This window comes from Vibrio sp. 1069 (assembly GCF_033340555.1).
Genome location: NZ_JAWOWP010000012.1, coordinates 121,692 through 142,007 on the forward strand (window position 1 = coordinate 121,692; position 20,316 = coordinate 142,007).

At 47.0% G+C, this 20,316-nt stretch carries 20 protein-coding genes; 1 reads left to right on the plus strand and 19 read right to left on the minus strand.

Annotated features, from left to right (window positions below; genetic code table 11):
- Positions 1–38 precede the first annotated feature (38 nt).
- From merR to R7040_RS17600, 19 genes are all read right to left on the minus strand, one after another.
- Complete coding sequence (merR, locus tag R7040_RS17510; RefSeq protein WP_028867973.1) at positions 39–428, minus strand: Hg(II)-responsive transcriptional regulator; 390 nt, start codon at positions 426–428, stop codon at positions 39–41.
- A 97-nt stretch (positions 429–525) separates the two neighbouring features.
- Positions 526–4,095 carry a conjugal transfer protein TraG N-terminal domain-containing protein gene (locus R7040_RS17515; RefSeq protein ID WP_318096914.1) on the minus strand — a complete coding sequence of 1,190 codons (3,570 nt, stop codon included), beginning with the start codon at positions 4,093–4,095 and terminating at the stop codon, positions 526–528.
- A 3-nt stretch (positions 4,096–4,098) separates the two neighbouring features.
- Positions 4,099–5,487, minus strand: coding sequence for a conjugal transfer protein TraH (locus R7040_RS17520; RefSeq protein WP_102887296.1), 1,389 nt, complete (start codon positions 5,485–5,487; stop codon positions 4,099–4,101).
- A gap of 2 nt (positions 5,488–5,489) precedes the next feature.
- Positions 5,490–6,434, minus strand: a complete 945-nt coding sequence (locus tag R7040_RS17525) for a thioredoxin family protein (protein ID WP_102887295.1) — start codon at positions 6,432–6,434, stop codon at positions 5,490–5,492.
- A gap of 203 nt (positions 6,435–6,637) precedes the next feature.
- Positions 6,638–7,702: a hypothetical protein gene (locus R7040_RS17530; protein WP_102887294.1), complete on the minus strand. Its 1,065-nt coding sequence runs from the start codon at positions 7,700–7,702 to the stop codon at positions 6,638–6,640.
- A gap of 362 nt (positions 7,703–8,064) precedes the next feature.
- A complete protein-coding gene (locus R7040_RS17535; protein ID WP_102887293.1) occupies positions 8,065–8,772 on the minus strand; it encodes a hypothetical protein in 708 nt (235 codons plus the stop codon).
- An 89-nt stretch (positions 8,773–8,861) separates the two neighbouring features.
- The gene (locus tag R7040_RS17540) at positions 8,862–9,935 is read right to left on the minus strand and encodes a primase-helicase zinc-binding domain-containing protein (protein ID WP_102887292.1); all 1,074 of its coding nucleotides are present in this window, start codon (positions 9,933–9,935) and stop codon (positions 8,862–8,864) included.
- A gap of 90 nt (positions 9,936–10,025) precedes the next feature.
- On the minus strand, positions 10,026–10,367 hold the full coding sequence (locus tag R7040_RS17545) for a plasmid-related protein (protein ID WP_102887291.1): 342 nt from the start codon (positions 10,365–10,367) through the stop codon (positions 10,026–10,028).
- A complete protein-coding gene (gene radC, locus R7040_RS17550) occupies positions 10,367–10,864 on the minus strand; it encodes a RadC family protein (RefSeq protein ID WP_049195485.1) in 498 nt (165 codons plus the stop codon). Before radC ends, R7040_RS17545 begins: the two co-directional genes overlap by 1 nt.
- 86 nt (positions 10,865–10,950) lie before the next feature.
- The gene (locus R7040_RS17555; protein WP_067206266.1) at positions 10,951–12,606 is read right to left on the minus strand and encodes a VWA domain-containing protein; all 1,656 of its coding nucleotides are present in this window, start codon (positions 12,604–12,606) and stop codon (positions 10,951–10,953) included.
- A gap of 69 nt (positions 12,607–12,675) precedes the next feature.
- Positions 12,676–13,116: a hypothetical protein gene (locus R7040_RS17560; RefSeq protein WP_111804987.1), complete on the minus strand. Its 441-nt coding sequence runs from the start codon at positions 13,114–13,116 to the stop codon at positions 12,676–12,678.
- 61 nt (positions 13,117–13,177) lie between these two features.
- Complete coding sequence (locus R7040_RS17565; protein ID WP_000027441.1) at positions 13,178–14,131, minus strand: DUF3150 domain-containing protein; 954 nt, start codon at positions 14,129–14,131, stop codon at positions 13,178–13,180.
- 98 nt (positions 14,132–14,229) lie between these two features.
- Positions 14,230–14,997 carry a hypothetical protein gene (locus tag R7040_RS17570; RefSeq protein ID WP_067206273.1) on the minus strand — a complete coding sequence of 256 codons (768 nt, stop codon included), beginning with the start codon at positions 14,995–14,997 and terminating at the stop codon, positions 14,230–14,232.
- Positions 14,997–15,956, minus strand: coding sequence for an AAA family ATPase (locus tag R7040_RS17575; RefSeq protein WP_067206276.1), 960 nt, complete (start codon positions 15,954–15,956; stop codon positions 14,997–14,999). The genes R7040_RS17570 and R7040_RS17575 overlap by 1 nt, the downstream gene beginning before the upstream one ends.
- A 209-nt stretch (positions 15,957–16,165) precedes the next feature.
- Positions 16,166–17,182 carry a lambda-exonuclease family protein gene (locus R7040_RS17580; protein ID WP_318096915.1) on the minus strand — a complete coding sequence of 339 codons (1,017 nt, stop codon included), beginning with the start codon at positions 17,180–17,182 and terminating at the stop codon, positions 16,166–16,168.
- Between the two features lie 60 nt (positions 17,183–17,242).
- On the minus strand, positions 17,243–17,386 hold the full coding sequence (locus R7040_RS17585; RefSeq protein WP_015066581.1) for a hypothetical protein: 144 nt from the start codon (positions 17,384–17,386) through the stop codon (positions 17,243–17,245).
- 82 nt (positions 17,387–17,468) lie between these two features.
- A complete protein-coding gene (bet, locus tag R7040_RS17590) occupies positions 17,469–18,287 on the minus strand; it encodes a phage recombination protein Bet (RefSeq protein WP_000414662.1) in 819 nt (272 codons plus the stop codon).
- A 79-nt stretch (positions 18,288–18,366) separates the two neighbouring features.
- Positions 18,367–18,786 (minus strand): single-stranded DNA-binding protein, encoded by a 420-nt coding sequence (locus R7040_RS17595; protein WP_012368368.1) that lies wholly within the window; start codon positions 18,784–18,786, stop codon positions 18,367–18,369.
- Between the two features lie 15 nt (positions 18,787–18,801).
- Positions 18,802–19,128 (minus strand): hypothetical protein, encoded by a 327-nt coding sequence (locus tag R7040_RS17600; protein ID WP_048608521.1) that lies wholly within the window; start codon positions 19,126–19,128, stop codon positions 18,802–18,804.
- A gap of 366 nt (positions 19,129–19,494) precedes the next feature.
- On the opposite strand from R7040_RS17600, the gene R7040_RS17605 reads away from it, so the two are divergent.
- Positions 19,495–20,097, plus strand: a complete 603-nt coding sequence (locus R7040_RS17605) for a hypothetical protein (protein WP_048608523.1) — start codon at positions 19,495–19,497, stop codon at positions 20,095–20,097.
- Positions 20,098–20,316: the final 219 nt, after the last annotated feature.

The window sequence follows — 20,316 nt, forward strand, 5'->3', positions numbered from 1 at the left end:
TACCCAACTACGGAGTCAAGATAAAATTTGACTCATTATTAATCTTCAGGAAGTAGGGAATCAATAATGGGACAGTGGGATTGGTTAGTATTAGAATTACACTCATTCAATAATTCTGTGAGAACGGTTTCTAAGCGGCGAAGACCTGCTATTTTGGCTTTCACACTTGCAAGCTTGTGTAAAGTCATTTCTTGCACTTCTATACAGGGAGTGTCATTAAGGCTGAGTAAATTGGAGATTTCTTCCAAAGTGAACCCAAGATCTTGGGAACGTTTAATGAATTTTATTCGGTTTAATGTTGCCAAAGGATAAAGTCGGTAGCCTAGATGCGGTTTTTCAGGTTTTTCTATAAGACCACGTCGTTCGTAATAACGAACAGTCTCAACATTGATACTAGCTTGTTCGGCTAATTTTCCAATTGTGTACATGTGATATATTTCTCCGTATCTAAGTACGGAGAAATATATCCCTATCTACGTAATTAAGCCATAAAACTTCGTTAGCCTTGAGCTTCTACTCCTTGTTTTATTTATTTCCTGATGCCTGGTTATATGCCCTAATATCGATCAAGTTGTTCTGAGCATAATCTCCCGCAAGGGATGCATTTGAGATCACTGCAATCTGCTTATCCACAAATGCTTTATCTTCATCAGACACACTGTCAGAGATGTAAGCGCCACTCTCATCCTTTTGACGATACTCATTTAGCATTTGCTCCCTTAGACCAAGCATTTCAGGCGACCAACTCGATGAGTCTTCAGAATTGAAAACGCGCCCCGCCAAACCTTCATTGAAAGCTTGAGCGAAAACTTGACTTTGAATCGGGGTCAATCCCATTCTCTGCCCTTCGCTGTATGCTTCCTGTTTAAAATCATCAGCATACTGCTCTAGAAACTCACCATATCGATTGTTAACTGCCGCACCGAATGCCCCCGCCAACATGGCTTCAGACTTAGTGCCCCAGTTTACTTCGGAGGCATACTGCGAACTCGATCCACTGTATGCATCATTAAACGCCGTCAATGGGTTTTCCAAAGAGGTTCCTGCATCAACGGCGGCTTTTAAGCCATCCCAGGTTGATTTGCTGGCCACAGTAGCGTTGTGCAAGAAACCTCGTGAGCCAGGATCTTCAAGCGCTTGTTCTTTGTAACTCTCATAGTCTTCGCCAAAGTGATTCAGGGTATGCAGAGCTGCATCAGTATGCTTGCCACTGAAATCACCGATAGCACTGGCGCTGTTGAAGAACATTTCAGCACCTGAGACTCCGCTATCATCAGCCATAATGCGAGATCGCCACTGAGAGCCAGCTTCACTGTTGAGTCCAGATTGATAGGTACTTGTGTCAGAAGCTACGGCCTGCTGGGCTTGTTGCTGATGCGCATTCAGCTGTCCATCTACACCAGAAAGATTGGTTTGGTAAGCGGATTGAGCCGAATTGAACTGCGTTTGAACTGTTGCAGCATCCTCATAGCCTCCCAGAACACCGGATTCAACTTGGCTTTGAGTGCCACCAAAAGTAGGTGCAGTTGATGACAAGCCTTCATTAGAGCGTGGCTGAATAGATCGTAAATCGGCTCCGGTAGCCATGGCCATAACAGTCATTGCTGCTTGATAGTCATTGTCTCGTTCAGCGGGCGTCGAGGAGTTGCTATAGGTTAAAGACTCCATAGCTGCGGCCACATACGCCTGATTATCATCAGGTAGCAAGCGCTGATACATTGGAAGGTTTTCACGTAATCGGTTACCTGCTTCAACATGCTGGTTCATATAGCGACCTAAATAATCCATGACTTCAGGATTATCCGCTGCTAATCGAGTTAACGTCGCACCATCCGTGTTCCTTTGTCCTGATAGACTGTAGCTGGCCTGATCAAGCTCACTAAAGCGGTTTGATGCCGTGATAACGTCTTGTGCTGAACTCTGAAGTGACTGATAGTCTTGGTTAGACAACGACATTTCAACGCCAGAACGTCTTGAATCTGAAAGGTCCTTAACCATTGCATCGCGATACTCAGCACGTCGTGAATCACTCGATGCCAAGCTTTGCATCTCCCCAGTGAGCGTATTTGCGGTCGTAGATCGAGAACTGCCTTCTGACGACTCAACTTGGCCACTAAAGTTTCCACCTAAATCCAAGCCTGCTCGTAGCCGTGATATTTTTGGCACTCTTGAGGATTCAGGCTTATCGACTCCAGGCAAGTTACCTTGTGGGGAGTCATTCCCCCCTGTACCAAGTAATCTTCCCAAGAACCCTTTATCTGCTACTTCTTTATCACCGGTATTTGTAATGGTTCCATCTCCACCGACCCTTAGGCCTCCCGATAACACGCCCGATACCAAGCCACGTACAGCGTCTTTTTTATCGTCTCCGAAACCATACCGTGTTTGCAGGTCATCAGTAACCTGATTAACAACGGCGCTAGATGCGGAATTAGAAGAACCGATCTGACGTCCAACTGAAGACAGGTTGTCGTAACTTAGCTTTTCACCAAAGGTTCGACTCATGGTATTGCCAACCTGACGGCTAAAGGCTTGAGTTGCCTGAGTCATGGATTCTTTTGCAGAGCCGACCATTGAACCCACTGCGTTTCCGACAGAGAAACTGCTTAGTAAGTTTGACGCGCCGGTCATTGCAGAACCCGTGAGGGCTGAATTTTGGAACATTGACTGTGATTGCATCACCGGGGCATTTTTCGCGACATCTGGACTTGCCAGCTTTTCATCAATGGCATCACCGTTTTGAAGACGTCCAGCCAAGTGGGTAGCGGTTATTGCTGAGCCATACACGAGCATGAGCGAAATTGCCGGAACACTCGACGCCAACATGCCGCCAGTAGCTATCCAGGTTTGCAGCACTGAATCCATCTGCATCATCCCAGCAAAAGATGGCACTTCTGTACCTGCAAAGGCATCAAGAGCCGACATTTTCCCTGCAACGGTTAAATGAATATACAGGTTAATGATGGCCATGACAGGCATCCAAAGTTGAATCCAAAGCAGGATTAACAAGTACTTCCCAGCCATTCGCATCCCGATTTGGCCAAGGGCTATCACAAAGGCCATCAAAGGGGTGATGGCGTAAATGAATCCCTCAAAAAACGTCATCATCGGACGAACAATACTTTGGAACAGAGTCTGCTCCGCCGCCCATTGCGTATTGCGCTGCTCAATCGCTTGGTTAACCATAACGGCTGCGGTGAAAGCTTGATCATCCATATACTTGCCCGTCACGCTTTGCTCATAAATAGGCAAAAGCACCGACGCGGTCATGTACTCTTGGGTGTTAACCGAAGCCAAACCAAGGTTATTCAGTGCATTTCGGATCACGTCATCAGTGTCCGTGGCTGACGAAGTCCCCAATGAGGCTGACAGAACCTGTTTAAGCCTTGGAATGAAGGTTGATTCTGTCATGAGTTTCAGTTGGCTGTAGGCATCAGTGCAGTCCAGATCTCTACTGCTACCACTGAGCATGATGCGCGTGCCATAAATGCGCGAATCAAACCTAATCGCAGTCATCGGGTTAGGATCACTCAGCACCTGATCGAGGTTCTTTTGGCCAATGTCGATACCAATCAAGGTGCACTCTTTGATGTAGTTAAACCACGATTGCTCGATGTCCGAGCCGCCGACACGATTTGCATCACCCAACCCAGAGCGATCCATCACCTGTTTTCTCACTTTAATCAGTGACTGTAAACTGGATGCAAAGCCGTATTCCGTCATGGCGGGAGTTGAGAACGCCGTTTCAAACAATCGCGTGATTTGAAAGCCGACAGTTGAAATCGTACTGCCTGCGGCAGCAACACCGATGGGCACATTATCAACCACTCGAACTTGTCCCGTGTACGCATCCTCAATGCTCACTCGGGTACTGGGTCCAAACATGGTTGCAAAGACTAACCATGAGACTAAAACGTGTTGAAAGTTAATGCCACGACCGCCTTGCATTAAGGCCTGAACAGAGACCATCAATACCCCAATGAGCAAGCCAATGCGAACCATTGAAGTAAAGTCGCCTGTACCAGTAATCATCGCGACAGCGTTCAAGACCTGCTCTAAAAATGCCGAATCCCCGATGGAATAGATCTCCCACATGACCTATTCCCCCAGTGCCGTAGATTTAACGGTGTAATAACGCTGTTTGCGAATGGTCTGAATCACCTGGTTAAAATGCGCCAGCAATTCTTGCTCTGAGCCGTATCTTCGCTGCAACGCAGCGTACTCCTCATTGATTTGGCGACGTGCACGTTCAAGGTCTTCCGTTAATAACTTCGCATAGGCATGATCTTCCACACCGGAGGTACTTCTAGCTGCATTGAGCATGTCTTCAACCAATGCTTGGGCCATCTCAACAGCAATAAATGGCGCAGCTCTTGAAGCAAACGACCTAGCAGCCCCTTCATTTAATGCAGAAAGTGTTCGAATCATGCCGCCAATGCTTGCAGGAGCCGAGGTCATAAAAGCTTTTTCAGTGGTGCTAGCTGCCCCTGTATTTCGAGCAAATTTAAAAATAATGCCGTTACTAGAACCTGTACCTAGAAGTAAATTTTCTACCTGGGTTGATAACCCAGTAAGAGTCACGTTAGTAATTGTCGGGTTCAGACAACCGTCTTGCGTCACTGTGTCACATCGGTACATAGCGACGTTACCGCCGTGAATTAGATGCTCAATAGTCACTTTATTGCCATTCAGCCTGGTCAGTTTTGGGGCTTTACCTTGGCCATCAGCGGCATTAGCTAGATCACCAACAATGATCGAACCCGTCACAGACATAACCGCTTCTAGAAAACGGTCATCCCCCGATGCAAACCAGCTTGATGCAGAGTGACGTTTCAGTGCTCGCCAAACCAAGTTGCCTTTAATCGTTTTGTTCACATCAGATGCCGCGACACTTGAAGCATTCTCGTAAGGGTTCTTACCATTGGATTCACTCCAACTGGTAAAAATGTCTCCAGCCCCTTTAAGTGAGCTCAACATGCTGGCTTCTGTTTGCCCCTTCTTACCAAAGGCGGCCAGGGTATCGTTCACGACTCCCTGAGCCATTTGACAGGAATTGCCAAAATACTCGTTCAACTGCTGGATTTTCTTTTGCAGAGTCTCCATGTGCTGGGAACATTTCTCACACATAGCACTGAGCGCCAATTGGAATGCGTATCCCTTGGCATTTGCCGCTACAGAGCGAAGTAATTGAACAAACTGATCTGCATTAACAAATGACAAACTTCCAGCGAACATATCAATGCCGCCACAACCGGCTTGGAATGACGGAGGCACCATAGAGACGAGGTTCTCGTTCATGATCCTGTTACGAACAACAACACTTCCGCCAGATATAACGCCACGCCGCTGACTCTCGAATACACCAGGCGCAGTGCTGTTGGTCATTGAACCAAATAACTGGTTCATCTCCTGTTGCAAGCTTGCTTGGCTCATAGACGAAAAACCAATCGCACAGACGATTAGCGATACTCGTAATACTTTTTTCATCGTTATAACCCTCCTTGTGCACGCAGATAGCGAACAAGGAACTCAGGGTCCTGTAATATCTTCTCGTTAAGCTCTTGGGCTGACATCGCGAGTGACACGCCGGGCTGAACAGGTCTGGTGGCATAGTAAGTTTGATCGTCAATCCAACCGGCTTGATGGGCTGCGAGAATAATTCGATTATTGAGCTCATCAAGGCTCATTGCGCCTTGGCCAATCGGAGTGATGACATTAGGCGGATCAACTAAGAATACGGCAGGGACAGTCGTAACGGACAAGGATTGAGCTTGTCCTGAATCGACTTTGTAATTAGGAAACTCTCCACCCGGTAAAGGCAAGCCATCGACTGCAATAGCAAACACCTCGAAACCATAGTTCAAAGCCATTGATTCGATGATAGGCGCTTGAGCATGGCAGTAAGGGCAATCAGAACGATAGAAGAAGAATAAGCCAGCCCGTTTTGCTACTTCACCTAAAGCAATATCTCGTTGAGCGCCAGCTTCTCGATCCATCCGATTGGCAGCATAGGTAGCCAAGGGTCTGCGACTGATTTCATCCAAAACTGGATCGCCCATGACTACCTGCTGACTAACATCAGCAAACTGTGAACCCTTATCCATCATGACGCGCTGGAGATACAGATAGGCTCTGACGTTCTCATTCGTCGGCTCATCAATTGCCTTGTCCATGAACGACTGCATGTGCTCACGAAACCAGGCAGCACTGAAAGGCTTTAGCCCGCTCTGACTCGACTCTGCCGCACCAGATTCCGGCTTAATAAGCTCTTCAGCCTCCGCTGGCTCAGGAATGACCTGATACCAAAACCAGCCTTCCTGACCACGCTGATAGAATGGCTCGTCACTGGCATAGGCGGGTAAGATGAATAGAAAGAAAATAATGATTGGGATGGTCACCCATAGGATAAACCAAGGTAACAAAGGCGTTCTCATTGTCAGCTCCAGAAAATTTCATAGAGCTAACATGCTAATGATCCCGGTAAGAGCGATTGGCCAGATAGATGAAGGAATTGTGTGTGTTTCTGACTAGCTGTTGTGACTAGTAACAACAGCTAACGTTAATGAACAAAAGATATGATTTTACGCTTTGAGCGAAAGGCTAAGCCTCAGCATAGCCATCACTTTTATCTCAAAGATTAAGAGATAAGCTTTTGAGCAACAGTTTTTAGTTTAAGTTTTAAGTCGTCAGAAATAATTGGAAGCGCTACACCGTCATCGCCAACAGCTACTGCTGGCCCATAATCATCATAATCTTCACCAGTGTCAGCATTGATTGCCCTGTAACAATCTTTGGTTACGTCGATATCATCCTGTAGACCAACGTAATACCAAAACCACTTTTCAGTTTCACTAATCGTAGCTTCGATTATTTCAATCAACCCTTCGCGTGACGGAGCAACAATCATTTCAGCTTTTAGCCAATCAAGATAAAAACTAATTGGGATTACTGGCTCATCTTCGTCATGACAATGCAAAGCATATCCAATAGCCTCAATCACAACATAAGGATCATCATAAAAATAGCCACTCCAGCAGTGGCTATGGCCGTCACCACATTGATCATAGATTGGTTTCAACGATGAAGGAATTGGAAATACCGCATCATTACTGTTTTCAAATTTCTTTAATACCAGCGTTAAAAGCTCTCGATAAGGGACGATTTTCTGGTATTGCTCAGCAACGTCAGACTGAATTACATTAAGCGAATGACCAGCTAGTTTTTTGTTATACCAGAACTCGCCACTTCTGTTATCCGGATTGCCTTCATATTCAGCCAATAATGTCGCAGCTACAACAAGACCAACCAATATCGCTTCTGAGTCATTTGCATCTATGAATGAGGTTAAAACACCTAGCATTCGTGTTTCACCTAATGCTTCTTCAAAAGAAGCCTCAGCATAAAATGCATAAACATCATCTAAAGAGATAATGTTAAATTGCTCCCAAGCTTGCTGGATTCGCTGGCATACTTGAAGCGTAACACCTGCATCAAAATCCAAAGCTTGCAAGCGCTCAAAGCACTGTCTATTTGCGATCTCAAGGTTTTCAACTCTATATTCAGAGGCAACTTGAAATGCCGCGTAGCTTTTAAAGCCGCAAAATGCTGCGAACGCTTCGTATAAATGGCTTTTCTTTATTGATGGAATTGCTGTTTTTAACTCAGAATGAGCCGTAAAAATGATGGGTTTTAAACTTTTCATATACATATCCATATGCTTGAGACAGTTATTAACCGTTATCAATCATTGCTACACACGATTACAACATGATCTCTCAAGCCATGTATGTATAATTAAAATTTAAGTAAATATTGGGTTCTCTATACGCCTTTTCAGGTCAATTTGCTGTTTTTCACTCGTGTGCAAGTGTGGCTAGCGCCACTAAAAAATATATAGGATTTTTGAAATTCAGGCAACCATCACAAAGAAAAACTGAAAACGTATGGATCGTGCAGTTCAAAAAAGGAAAAGATGAATCGACCAGATCAGTGCTCAAGGTAGACCTCTAACGTCTACTTCTGGCACATAAAGCAATATTCAGAAACTTCGAATACTACGTTAGCTCACTTTACTGCAATAACCGTAACCAAAATTTTAATTGAGCAACTTGGAACCATGACAAAGTACATTTTGCTCCCCACATGCTGCCAGAACTCGGCCTCTTGGGCATATTTTTTTGCTTTTTGGATAGCGACGTTTTCTGGCAACTGAGTTTTAGTTAGCCCCGAACATAGCAGCTTTGAGCACAAAGCCTTCCAAGGATGCTTAGGTACGCCGTCTGAAAGCCGTTCCACAAACCGATCCAGTGCATGATGAGTCACCACGACAGGTCCAATGTTCGGAACATTTATTACCTCATCGATGTCTCTCACCGTAACATTATCCACACTGTATTCCTCGAAGAGATATGAGAGCCAATCGTCCCGCTTCTCTACCGAGATCTGTGCTTCCTGGTATCGAGTGAGCAAGAACCTAGTCAGGCTGTAAAGTGAATGCTGAGTTGAGCGTTGTTTCTGTAACTTTTTGATGGCTCCTTTACTGACTCGGATTTGAAGCCCATTGCCGCTTCGGTTACTCCCCATCACCTCTTTCACTGACAATAGGTGGTGAATCGCATAGAGCTCAGCTGCAATTGGCTTTTGCTGCTCAGGTAGCTTGTCGTATTGCTCACCTAAATCGACCTTTAGCTCACCACCTCTTCGAAGGCCGGTCTTCCAGTAAACCGTAAACTCACCATCAATCTGCTTTGTTAACAGGGTTAATACCATCATGTTTGTTTCTCCTATTGGTTATCTTTTTTTCATTCTCCATGTTTTTTCAAATATGCAAGGCGCAAAAAAAGGGGCCGAAGCCCCTTGGATCAGATATGAACTTTCGGAAAGCCCATGGCACCGTAAACATTCAGCACATCATTCCAATCCCAACTTTTCACGCCGAGTGACGTTGGTATCGGGGGGATCAGGACTTGTGTCAGAATGCCTTTTTGCCAGGCTTTTTTCTTGAGTTCATTCGCTGCATTCAGGCCGGTCTCAGAGAGATCGTGATCTGCCCAGATGTACAGCATTTTCACATTACTTGGTGGTTCAAACCTAGCCAGTAGGGTTGCATTCACAACCGACCAACATGTTTGTCCCGTTGCTCTGGTAACCGCTAAAGCTGTTTCGATGCCTTCAGAAACACCTAATACTTCACCAGGCTCACCAATCGGAATGGCACCGCCAGTGATTGTTCTGTCACTTGGTATGGGCATCATCTTTTTAGGCTTTTCAACCGGCGCTTTGAATCCATCTTCACTTAGGTAGATCCGATGAAACGTGGCCGAACGCCCTTGCTGAGTAACGATTTTACCTAGCAGCGCTGGGTAGCTATCGATAAACAGACCATCTTCATCATGGTAAGGCAAGTTTGGATGAAACCTCAGCACCGAATCCCATTCAGGACGAAGCCGGGTAACAATGCCACGACGATGCAAGTAGTTCCAAACTGGTTGCGCACGAGCATCTGCAAGAGATAGCGTTTCTCCCCAGGTTTGATTCAAGCGATGGATAATCGCTTTGTCCTCGTCCTGCTTTCTAGCCTTCCAATCAACAGCGTTACGCGTTATTGCCCGAGAAGGTGCTTGTATTTGTCCGGGTTGAATACCAAGAACTTGGCCAATTGCTTCAATAGACTGAGCAAAGTTCCACCCATTAATCCAAGACAACAGTTCAAAGCCATCATGAAAGATACCGCAGGTATTACAAACGCCACCACCGGTATATTCAGCATCTTTGAACAGCCTAAAGCCATCACGACCGCCATGAACAGGACAAGCCACATGACGGCCTTTTCGAGCAATAGCGGCATCAAGTTCTGGCACCAACGCCGCCAGTATTTGAAGCCATTGGCCATTAAGATATGGCCTTACTGTTTCAATTTGTAAAGGTAACGCCATATAACCTCCTTCAGTAAAATGCCGACTCCTACCACAGGTGGTAAAAGTCAGCTTGGGTCCTGCATTAGCCGTTCGGTTAATACAGGAGCGTTAGTCAAGCTGGATACCATGTCGTCTTAATAGCCACATGATGGACTCACGAAGCACATCAGGATCGACAACCGCAGCCATCGCGCAAACACGAAAGCAAAATGGCGCAATTTCGTCATTTTGAATCCACGACAACACATCCTTGCGCAACCGAGTACTGACACGACCGTCCAGCAATACACGGATCGCATCCAATAGAATGCCTTCGCGTAACTGCCAGATTTCCGTGTCAGACCAAGTGACTGGGGCATCATCAAACTCAAATAGAAATTCGAGCTGTGATAACGTGTGTTGATGGGACTGCTTTTGTGATGAAGGTGAATGGGCAATGCCCCCATTCATTAAAGATAACCGCGTTCGGCAAGCGAAACGCAGCCCTCGTATGCGACCACGACATGGTCAAGCGTTCGAATATCAACAAGTGACAAGGCGTCACGGAGTCGATGAGTGATGCGTTTATCAGCTTCACTGGGTTCAGGATCACCCGATGGATGGTTATGAACCAGTATCACTGCTGCCGCATTAAGTTCTAGCGCTCGTTTTGTTACTTCCCTTGGATACACGCTCGCCGCATCTAAAGTGCCTTTGAACAGCTCTTCAAATCGAATGACACGATGCTTTGTATCAAGAAACAGCACGCCAAAGACTTCGTGCTCATACTCGTGCATCAGTGTTTGCAGGTATGAGAACGCCGACGATGGCTGTTCAATTTTTCGACCTTTACTCAATCGACCACGGGCAAGCTTGAGCGCCATATCTAAGATATCCGCTTCAGTCACTTGCTCAGGAACGATATAAGTACCGGCTTCTTCGCCAGCTAAGAACTTTTTGTTTTTCATAGGAGTCTCCCCAAAAAAAAAGCGGAGACGAACCCATGCCCTGAAGGGGACGGAATCGTCCCCGCAGGGTGGTAAAGTTGATGTGGTTACTGAATTAACAGTTGTTGTGTTACTTCGAATAACTCACGCTTCAGATCTTTGACGTCGTTAATCACGATGCTTTGAGGAAAGAATTTCTCAACACTGCGTGTTTGAATCCCGATCCCCAGCAGCTCAAAGCCACTGCGTCTGCACCGGTCAACAATGTCATGCGTGGCAGCCCAATCATCTGGGTCACCATCGGTTAGCACTATCATTAGCTTTCGCTTCTGTTTTTGCGCTAACAAACTGTTTGCCGCAAACCACATCGCTTGTGCCATAGGCGTACAACCTCGTGGTTTTTGGTCAAAACAGGCGGCCCGATGTCGAACCGATTGCTTGGGCAATAACGCGATAGAAACTTCCTGATGAATACCAGGAAAATAACTGACCGCAGGTACAACACCCGGTATGCCTTCCAGTGCCATGGCCAAAGCCAAAGCGGCTTCATTGGCAACATGAAAGTACTTTCGATTACCTTCGCCAATGGGTTTACCCATTGAACCCGATATATCGACCAGCAAGTGCACAGCAGCATTAGGCGCAATGCGAGGTTGCCTTTGAATAAACAATCTCGACTCACCGGCTTGTGAAGCGGCAAGACGATGGGTTGCAACTCGAAGACCGTGCCTTTTGGCATGATTCCGATTGTCCTGACTGGACTGAACCATGCCCCTAAGTCGGGCTCGAATTTGAGCGGACTCAGACGCCGATAAGGTCAAGATGGCCTCATCACCCAACATAGCCTGCTCTGCTTGGGGCAAACTGAGTGGAGTGACACCCTGATGTCCTTCAGCTTGTTCCGACAACACTTCTGCCACTTGTGCAAAGGTATCGGATTCAAACTGAGCGGCACTGGCCTCTAAGGCTTGTCGCAAATTGTCAGCTTGATCAGAGTTATCAGAATCTCCCGTTTCAGCAGCATCCCCCGTTGCAGACGAACCTGTTTCCGGGGTTTGACTGTCACTACTGCTATTGCTGTCATTACTCGCATCTTGTCCAATGTCATCACCGTTATCAGCATCCGACTCATCCTGTGGTGGACGAGATTCTTCTTCCAACATGGCAACGATGGCATCGACAAGTTTCAGCACTTCACCTGTAGATGCCAGGCTAGGCACTGCTGTCAGCATGGCGCTTAACCGGCTCATCGCTGCGGCAGGAAAGAGTTGTCTCACCCTTTCATCAACAGCTTGATACAAAGGCGTCAGTGCTTTCTGGCCCAGAAAATGGCATCTCAAGCGAAACAACAACCAGGCTTGCAAGTTAGATGCAGGCTCAGGCTGTTCAGGTACACACATTTGCTGTGTGTCCACCATGTACTCAATCACTTGCGAAATACTGCGCCGGGTTCCGGGGTAATCCTTTGCCAATTCGTTTTCAATGCGCACATCCTCAATAATATTGAGAAGTGCCTTACGGATCGGCTTAGACGACGCCTTCTTCACCATGTCAAAATTGGTATGCCGAATATGCGCCGCTTCATGAGCCAGATAACCCCAAGCTATCTGTTGATAGTGTGGGTCGTCTGGGTTTGCTGTTGGGATCACAATCCGCTCACCATCGGTAAACGCATCTTGTCCTTGAATAAGCACCTTCACACCAAACTTTTCGCCATAAGCGGCGGCAACGATTGGCAGTGCGTTTTTTAATGGATGATTCATGGGAGTCTCCTAATCATTAGGGGGAATACTCCCTCAGCGGGAGCGTTTCCCCGCTGGGAATGTAAGTGTTTAAACCTGTGCTTTTAGCTTATCCAGGTCATATTTTTGACCTAACCAAGCCACCAATTGAGCTGGACTCTCGTGCTGCTCAAATGACGTTTTAAGCTGGTCTAAACTCAGGATGTCATCCAATGTCAGACCGTACTGGTCTTGTAACTGAGTAGACACCTCGTGCTGATATTGCAGCCAGGCCCGCTCAAAAGCGGTTTGCTGCAATGCCATGTTTGGAACAAATACCATGGCCGTTACCCAAACTCCTTGTGCGTCCGCATCTGCGATCAAAACAGGGTTCTTGGGGATCAAGACACTATGTGTTGAGTACGACCGTTGTACTAACGTTCGACAACACGCCACTTCTGGTATCGATTCACTTTCAACCGCATCAGTCACACCACGAAAATGCGGTTCAAACTGGTTCAGTTGGCTGGGGTTATGGATGGTTGATTGCATAATTTCCTCTTACATAGTTCAGAGGACATGCGCCCTTAAGGGCAACATGCCCTCAAGGACGTTAGAAATAAAATGAGTTTGGTACAGTCGAACCAAGGTTTGGTCTGACGGTTGGTTGTGGTATTGCACGTAAGTTATCTGCCTGAGCAGATACTGGCTGTGCGGGTTTAGGTTCAGGTTTGGGCATCAGTTGTCTGATATCCAATTGACCTTCACCGTGCATTCTCATCTTGTCTGGATCAGACAAAATTAAAATGGTCGCCATCAGTTCGTGATAGAGATTGTCTGTCACAGGGCCGGTCTTCGGCAGACGAACAAATAAATTGTCCATCGCTTCAACCATCGGCTGAACTCGATGATCCAGGAAGGACAAACCATCCAACTTGTCTCTTAATCGCTTGAGCGGATTAAGGGCTCGCTGACTGATTTGATTCTTGCCTGCAACGGAACGCTCAAACAGTTCATTGGCATCACGAGCCACCTCCCTAAAGAGGGTGTGTCCCATACCATTGACCTTGTCATCTAAGCCTCCAGCTTGTTCAGCCGGTTGCATTCGATAGATGGCATAATCGAACTGAAGCCGTTGTTCCACGTCTTCGATGGGTGACAGCGCACGCCGGATTGCATCTGCAAATTCCGGGTGTTTCGCAACCCAGTCAAACGTCACCTGATCATAGTTGTCCAAGAACAACTGCTTACACTGCGCAAACTCCTGACCGATCCGGTCAAGCTCTGGAACAATCTGATCAATTCGGTCTTCAGGGACGGCATAGCCACCTAAAAACCGCACACCGACTTGCTCACACAAGCGCTGCGCTTCTTTTTTAAGCCGTTCAAAGTTCGCCAATGCCTCTGGGTCGCAAATTTTTTTACTCCCTAAGCTGGCAACATCCTTCGGTGGAAGTTGGCTGCCATTGGCTAATCTGAAATCTTCAGGCCTTAGTTTTTTTCTACCGCTCCAGATGGAACAGTCGATGTGACAAATCAAAAGTTTGTCGAGGGTTTGAATACTCATAGTGCATCCTCATGCGAGATGGGGACGCACCACTCCAAACAGGAGCAATGGCCCCCGTTTGGGTGGTAGTAGTTGACGCGCTAATGGCAATACCACTATCAGAAATAGTAATTTTGCGAATCAGGCGACGATTGGTTGAGATCGATTTTCGCAGGCATTAAGTCCAGTGCTTCAGCAATCGGGCGAACCCGCTCTAAATCACTGCCTAGCAACCGCAATACATCTTTTTCCAACTTCAGTTGGTCGGATACTTCTATCCCTTCAGGACTCGCTACTGTGAGCGAACACAATGGTGGTAATTGACGCTTAAAGGCCAGTAACAGCAACAATGGCCACGGGCCATCATCAGTGTTAACAATGCCAGCGCCTTCACCTGACACCATGCTGATTTGATTGGTACTAGGTAATCCGCTTTTGCAAAACCCTAATGACCATTTTCCAATCCTGACCTGGTTATCATCAATAACAGCCAAGCCATAGGCTTCAAGCAGCTTTGCCATATCGAACAACGCTTTTTGAGCCAGCGAGATTTGGCCATTGACGTCCTTGCGAGTACGAAACTCCCAACTGACGTTATTGGCGCACGCGACGCTATCTAGCGCATTTGAGAGTTCAAATGGCCGCCCTTGATGATCAATGCCGACTTGTCCAACAAATCGATAACCCTTGTTGATTTTCTCATTGATTCGTCGGTCTGCTTCAGCGTTAGGATCAGTCGAGTCAATCAATCGCTGCTGCGACATTTGACCAGCTTTTCCAAACCGAACTTCAATCTCCTGGGTGTCTGATCCAACGTAAATGGCCCATTCTTTGGCTGTCCCATCAGAATGACTGTAACGGTAAAGAGCAAAGCACTTTTCCATCATCAATCCTCCCAGTGGTCACCGAAGACATCAGCGGCAATACGGTGAATAGCTTCACGTTGCTCCAACTCAGCACGAGCCGTCAAAGACCGAACCAGTGCATACTCCACTGCGTTAGGAGCACCTTTGAAAGCAAGTGTTAACTTTGCCCAGCGCACCAAGGTCCTAGTGGACATGGTGATACTAAGCTCAGCACCGCCATCCGCGCCCCCAATAAAGAGACGACGAATGTCACCAGCCACTTTCACCATTTTCTGGCGAAAGACTTCTGGCAAGCCCGGCGCAACGTTCTCCAGAATGGCTTCCTCTACAGAAGGCTCTGCATAGGTCGCTTCGATGATTCTAAAGCGATCAAGAAAAGCCAAATTCTGTTGGAGCACACCTTGATACAAGCCCGTTTGGTCACCGCTGCCCGCACTGTTGCCGGTAGCGATAAAACGAAACTTGGCATGTGGCATGATGATCTCACCGCCATTTTGTGCGATGACCAACGGGGCACCTTCCAAAATGTCATTGAGCCCAGCCAGTTCAGCAGGCTCAGCAAGATCCATTTCATTAATGATCAGCAAATGGCCATGCTTGACAGCCAGTGCCAGCGGCCCATACACAAAGGTCATGTTGCCATTAACCAGTGTGTGGTGACCGATAAGATCGGACAACTCCAATCGACCGTGCGCAGTAATTTGCTGAACAGGCCAATTCAATCGAGAAGCAACTTGGCAAATTAGCGAGGTCTTACCGCATCCCGTGGGGCCTGTAATATACAAACCGTCACCGTCTGGGTGAGACAAGAACGCCAATACGTCACGTAAGTCTTCTTTTCTAAAAACATACTCGTCCTTGCGAACGGGAATGTTTGGATGGGTAGTGTCGGCACCATATCCTTCCAGAACGAAAGCATCAGGAGCCGGGACATTAAACGCTTGATTCACTTGAACCAAAAATGGGGATTGTTCTGTCATGGTAAACCTCATTAGTTTTAACGAGGCCCCATGCCCCAACAGGGAATGAAGTCCCCGTCGGGTGGTGTGTTGATTGTGGTATGGCTGTGTATGTAAGAGTTCAGCTCGCTCTATCATTCGTACCCAGCATTGGCTACGAGTGAAACTGCTTTCTGATGCACTCGATGTAAGCGCATGAGAAAGGAGCCGAAATCGGCTCCAAGTGAACGTTAAAAGTAAAATGAGCTCGGCGAGTCACCTGGCAGAACCAAGTTATCTTGCTCAAGACTGATTTTGATTGGTGTTTCAACGGGCTGCTCTGGCTTATTGGTGCTAATGCGCAACCGCTCTTGTGGCGCTTTTCGGTAAGCGGCTAAAACCTGTTCATCCAGCTCGCCTAACTTATCGGTGGCCAATTGCTTATAGTCCACCGTACCCGCCATCATGTAGCGGCTGAGTTTGACCCCAGCATAATCGGCATGAGCGTAGTTACCCATCATAGCGACCAATTTCGACTGAGCGTCTCGCATTTCTTCTTTCAAAGATTTAATGTGATTTTCCAGTCGGACCACTTCGGCATGTGCTGAGCAATACTGGCGAGACAACGATGTCCAGCGGTATTGAGCTTCACCCTTGGGAACAAAACAATCTTGCTCTGGGCATTTTGACGGTTCTTTTTTGGTCTGTACTAACTCCCAAAACTGAAGCGCTGTTTCTTGCAACTCAGTTAAGAACGCCGCGTCTCGTTGTATTTCAAACTCAATCAGTTGGTCCTCAAAATAGAAAACCAACCAACCACGCGTGCTATTGGCGACCAGTATTTGATGCTGAACTTGCACCCAATACAACTGGTACGCCTCACTTTGTTCTCTGTGAGCTTGCACATCCTCAAAAACTGACTGGCAAGGACATTTCAGTTCAACGGGTTCGCCCGCATCGTTGACGCCATCAAAGCTGGCTCGAAAGATTGCGTTATGATCGGCTTCTGCACATAACGGCAGAAGAAAGTCATTATGCGCATTCTCAAATGCTCGCCTTGCTTGAGGCTCCAACCGTATACCGCGAAGCACATTGGGATTATTAGACAGGTCTTCCGGTAATACGAATCCGGTTTTTTCTGCCCATAATCGCCAAGGTGTTTTGTAGGGTGAACGCCCCATAATAATTGGGGCTTCAGATGCCGTAACCCCTGCAATGCGCCACTGGTGCCATGCAGGAGTACGTTGTGATAGGTCGATAACCTTCATATTGCCTCCTTTGAGGGGAGACTCCCCTGAAGGAGAGAACTCCCCTTCAGGGTTAAGTGGTTACTTTGCAGCTTGTGCTAACGCTGTTTGGTGCTGAACAACACTTGCTTGAACCGAATCAATTGCCGCTTTACCGGCTTGAATCGAACCTAAGACAAGGGCAACAACCAATACCAAGCGAAAAAGTGAGGCTGATTTAGTCATGGAAGATCTCCAAAAAAAAGACGAGACCTTCCCCCTGACGGGAGAATAATCCCGCCAGGGTTAGTAAAATGAATGCGTGGCGCTAAGAAGCTAAAGGCTGTGTGAGCGCTTTGGCTGCTTGTTGCTGAGCATTAAAGATTTCTTGCTTCGCAAACGTCAGCTCAACACCTTGAAAATGTTCATTGGCATATTCCAATGCACTATTCCAAGCGTTTGAAGCTTCCGCCCGCTCGATAAGCTTGTAAACAAGCCCTCGGGTTCGATCATCAACTTGCTCGGGTGGAATCACAGATGGCTCAACAACGTGTGTTGCTTGGCCTTCGATAATTCGCTCCGCTTCGTCTTGATCGAAAATTCCCACAAAGCCAAACGCAATGCGGGAACACTGGATCATGGATTTATGTCTTAGCATTCGCTTAGTGTGCGTCTGCCATGGACCATCTACACGGTAAGGGCCATTTTTGCCATTACCTTCAAAAGGCGGTCGATAGACTTCATCCAGATACTCAGTGATTTTGACTGGGTGCGAACGGTCGCGCCGATAGATGATGCATTCCATCCATTCAGGGCATTCTTTCGCGCCATCCAGTGAGACTTTGTTTTCTGAAGTCTTGAACTCCATGCCATCAAACTGGTCGTGTTGATTGATGATGCGAGACCATCCATCGACACCTACCACTGGGATAATCCCAGCTTGTTTATCAGGGAACGCAAAAATCTCTTTGGTGAAAGGGTTCAAACCGTACTGATCTGCAACCACCAAGAGCGCCATCATCTGCTCATTGGTCGGTGCACTACCGTCACGTTGCTTGAATGCTGTTGCTTTTAGGGTATCGAACAACTTGTTTGGATCGACACTAAAGCGCTCAGCAAAGCGTTGGATTAGCTTTGGTTTTTCCATTATGGACTCCGACAATCAAAGTGGGAGTCTGCCCCTGACGGGAAAGTACTCCCGGCTGGGTTAAAGCGTTATCGCTCGGTTAAAAATCTGGTTCAGGATAAGTTTGTGCCCAATTAGCTTGGGAGCTCGCATCATCCGCCGGTGATGGCTCAGATGCTTTGTTCACACTATCAAGAAGCAGAAACTCATCCGCGTCCACTTCGGTCAATCGATGCTTAATGCCATCTTTCTCCCATGAGCGCGTGCGCTGAGGCCCTTGAACAAAAAGCTTCGCTCCTTTTTGGATCAAATCTTTTGCTCTTAGCCCTAACTTAAATCCACCACGATCTCGAAAAACGACCCGATGCCATTCCGTATGCTCTTTGAGCTCATTGGATTGACGGTCGCGCCATTTCTCAGAAGTGGCCAGTGAAATGCTGGTCACTAAATCACCTGATGGATAGGCTCGCGTCTCTGGCTCAGAGCCAACGTAGCCTATGAGTGTTACTTGGTTTTTCATGATGTTCTCCTCGTCTTAGTTGAACTCTGTGCACACAGTTGCTTCTACCCGACTGGGCAAAGAAGACTGACGACGCAGATAGGTTGGTATTTCGAGTAAAGCCATGTCGTACTGATGTGGCTCTTTGTAAAACGCAGATGTCAAACGGGGCATACCAGGAGCTTTAGGCACTGCCATTGGACGACGTTTTGATGTTGGTGTGAGCAATCGCTTGATTTGAGTAAGTACAAATCGAAACGGGCGCACGGTTTGACGAGCAAGTAATCGCAAAAGCGACCAGCTCAGTTTTGCAAGCAACATAATGCCTGCGATTTGGATAATAAATCCGAAGATATATTCCATTGGTGACTCCTTAATTTGGTTGTGAAGGAGTCACCCCAACTGGGGAAAACTCCCCCAGTTGGGTGGTGAAAAGGCGAACCGTAAGGAACGCATGGTTGCGCATGTAAAAACATGCAGGCTATTTGTTTAAGGAGGCTAGCTACCTCTTAGTACCACTGAGAAAACTCAGCGGCGGGCTTCCTTTGAGCTCATGCTCTCAGGCGCAGATATCACTGAAACAGATCAGCAATATTTGATAGTCAGTGTAACCGTCTTATCCAGACAGGATAGTTAGAAAGATGCTCAATTCTTCCACCTAGCTGAAAGGCCATTACCGCACAGAGGATTAGGCTAGGGACTGATTATTGTCATATCAGGAGCAAACTTATGGCCCAAGCAAGACCCAATTACTCAAAACCCATCTTTGAACAATCATTCACAATTAATAGCTTACAGGCGCAACGTGTCGTTGACCGTGTTTTTAGACGGACGGTCAGTGCGCTTTACGGAATCGATGTCATCCTGCGCATCATCGGCGATGAGAACGAAATTGATGAAGTGGAACAGATCATTAGCCAGTTGATCGAGGATTGCGCTAAGGCGGTAGACAACGAACAAGCTCGTTTAGACAAATTGATGGAGTCCAACGGTATCGATGAAGTACCTGACTACACCGACCCGATTACCTTCAACGCCAAAATAAGCTCGCCTCAGGTTGGCCAGTTTGTCGGCTTAGTGCGCAAACTCGATGCGTTAATGATCTCAATGGACACTCTCTGGTTGTCTAGCGTGCTTAGCAACAAGCAACGCGTTGATGGCAACTACGCATGGCAACAGCGCATTATCAAACTTGCACGACGCATTATTGATATCGAAATTCGAGCACGAAAATCAGCCCAAGCTAAGGGTAAAGAAGCAGAAGTTGAGCAAGCGGTGCCTTCAACCGATGACGATATCACTGAAGAGGAAACAGATAACCCCGCCAACTAGCCAACTAGGCTCCCATCAACCAGCCCCTCTCGAAGGGGCTCTTCATCTTGCTGTATTTTCTATCAAAATCATTAAAATGAATTTAACTGTCATTTTTGGCCAAGCTACATGAATAGAACTAATTTTTTCGTTACTTTCTTTAGGGTAAGCGGATTAAATGGTTGATCTTACCTTTGCATGAGAGTGAGACAGACCGGCATCTCATCGGATTATCTGGTT

Excerpts from the sequence above, each read along its gene's own strand:
- R7040_RS17570 (WP_067206273.1), bottom strand. The coding sequence starts at position 14,997 with ATGATGGAAAAGTGCTTTGCTCTTTACCGTTACAGTCATTCTGATGGG.
- R7040_RS17515 (WP_318096914.1), bottom strand. The coding sequence starts at position 4,095 with ATGTGGGAGATCTATTCCATCGGGGATTCGGCATTTTTAGAGCAGGTC.
- radC (WP_049195485.1), bottom strand. The coding sequence starts at position 10,864 with ATGAAAAACAAAAAGTTCTTAGCTGGCGAAGAAGCCGGTACTTATATC.
- bet (WP_000414662.1), bottom strand. The coding sequence starts at position 18,287 with ATGGAAAAACCAAAGCTAATCCAACGCTTTGCTGAGCGCTTTAGTGTC.
- R7040_RS17600 (WP_048608521.1), bottom strand. The coding sequence starts at position 19,128 with ATGGAATATATCTTCGGATTTATTATCCAAATCGCAGGCATTATGTTG.
- R7040_RS17580 (WP_318096915.1), bottom strand. The coding sequence starts at position 17,182 with ATGAAGGTTATCGACCTATCACAACGTACTCCTGCATGGCACCAGTGG.
- R7040_RS17565 (WP_000027441.1), bottom strand. The coding sequence starts at position 14,131 with ATGAGTATTCAAACCCTCGACAAACTTTTGATTTGTCACATCGACTGT.
- R7040_RS17535 (WP_102887293.1), bottom strand. The coding sequence starts at position 8,772 with ATGATGGTATTAACCCTGTTAACAAAGCAGATTGATGGTGAGTTTACG.
- R7040_RS17540 (WP_102887292.1), bottom strand. The coding sequence starts at position 9,935 with ATGGCGTTACCTTTACAAATTGAAACAGTAAGGCCATATCTTAATGGC.
- R7040_RS17545 (WP_102887291.1), bottom strand. The coding sequence starts at position 10,367 with ATGAATGGGGGCATTGCCCATTCACCTTCATCACAAAAGCAGTCCCAT.
- R7040_RS17605 (WP_048608523.1), top strand. The coding sequence starts at position 19,495 with ATGGCCCAAGCAAGACCCAATTACTCAAAACCCATCTTTGAACAATCA.
- R7040_RS17530 (WP_102887294.1), bottom strand. The coding sequence starts at position 7,702 with ATGAAAAGTTTAAAACCCATCATTTTTACGGCTCATTCTGAGTTAAAA.
- R7040_RS17520 (WP_102887296.1), bottom strand. The coding sequence starts at position 5,487 with ATGAAAAAAGTATTACGAGTATCGCTAATCGTCTGTGCGATTGGTTTT.
- merR (WP_028867973.1), bottom strand. The coding sequence starts at position 428 with ATGTACACAATTGGAAAATTAGCCGAACAAGCTAGTATCAATGTTGAG.
- R7040_RS17595 (WP_012368368.1), bottom strand. The coding sequence starts at position 18,786 with ATGAAAAACCAAGTAACACTCATAGGCTACGTTGGCTCTGAGCCAGAG.
- R7040_RS17575 (WP_067206276.1), bottom strand. The coding sequence starts at position 15,956 with ATGACAGAACAATCCCCATTTTTGGTTCAAGTGAATCAAGCGTTTAAT.
- R7040_RS17585 (WP_015066581.1), bottom strand. The coding sequence starts at position 17,386 with ATGACTAAATCAGCCTCACTTTTTCGCTTGGTATTGGTTGTTGCCCTT.
- R7040_RS17560 (WP_111804987.1), bottom strand. The coding sequence starts at position 13,116 with ATGCAATCAACCATCCATAACCCCAGCCAACTGAACCAGTTTGAACCG.
- R7040_RS17525 (WP_102887295.1), bottom strand. The coding sequence starts at position 6,434 with ATGAGAACGCCTTTGTTACCTTGGTTTATCCTATGGGTGACCATCCCA.
- R7040_RS17555 (WP_067206266.1), bottom strand. The coding sequence starts at position 12,606 with ATGAATCATCCATTAAAAAACGCACTGCCAATCGTTGCCGCCGCTTAT.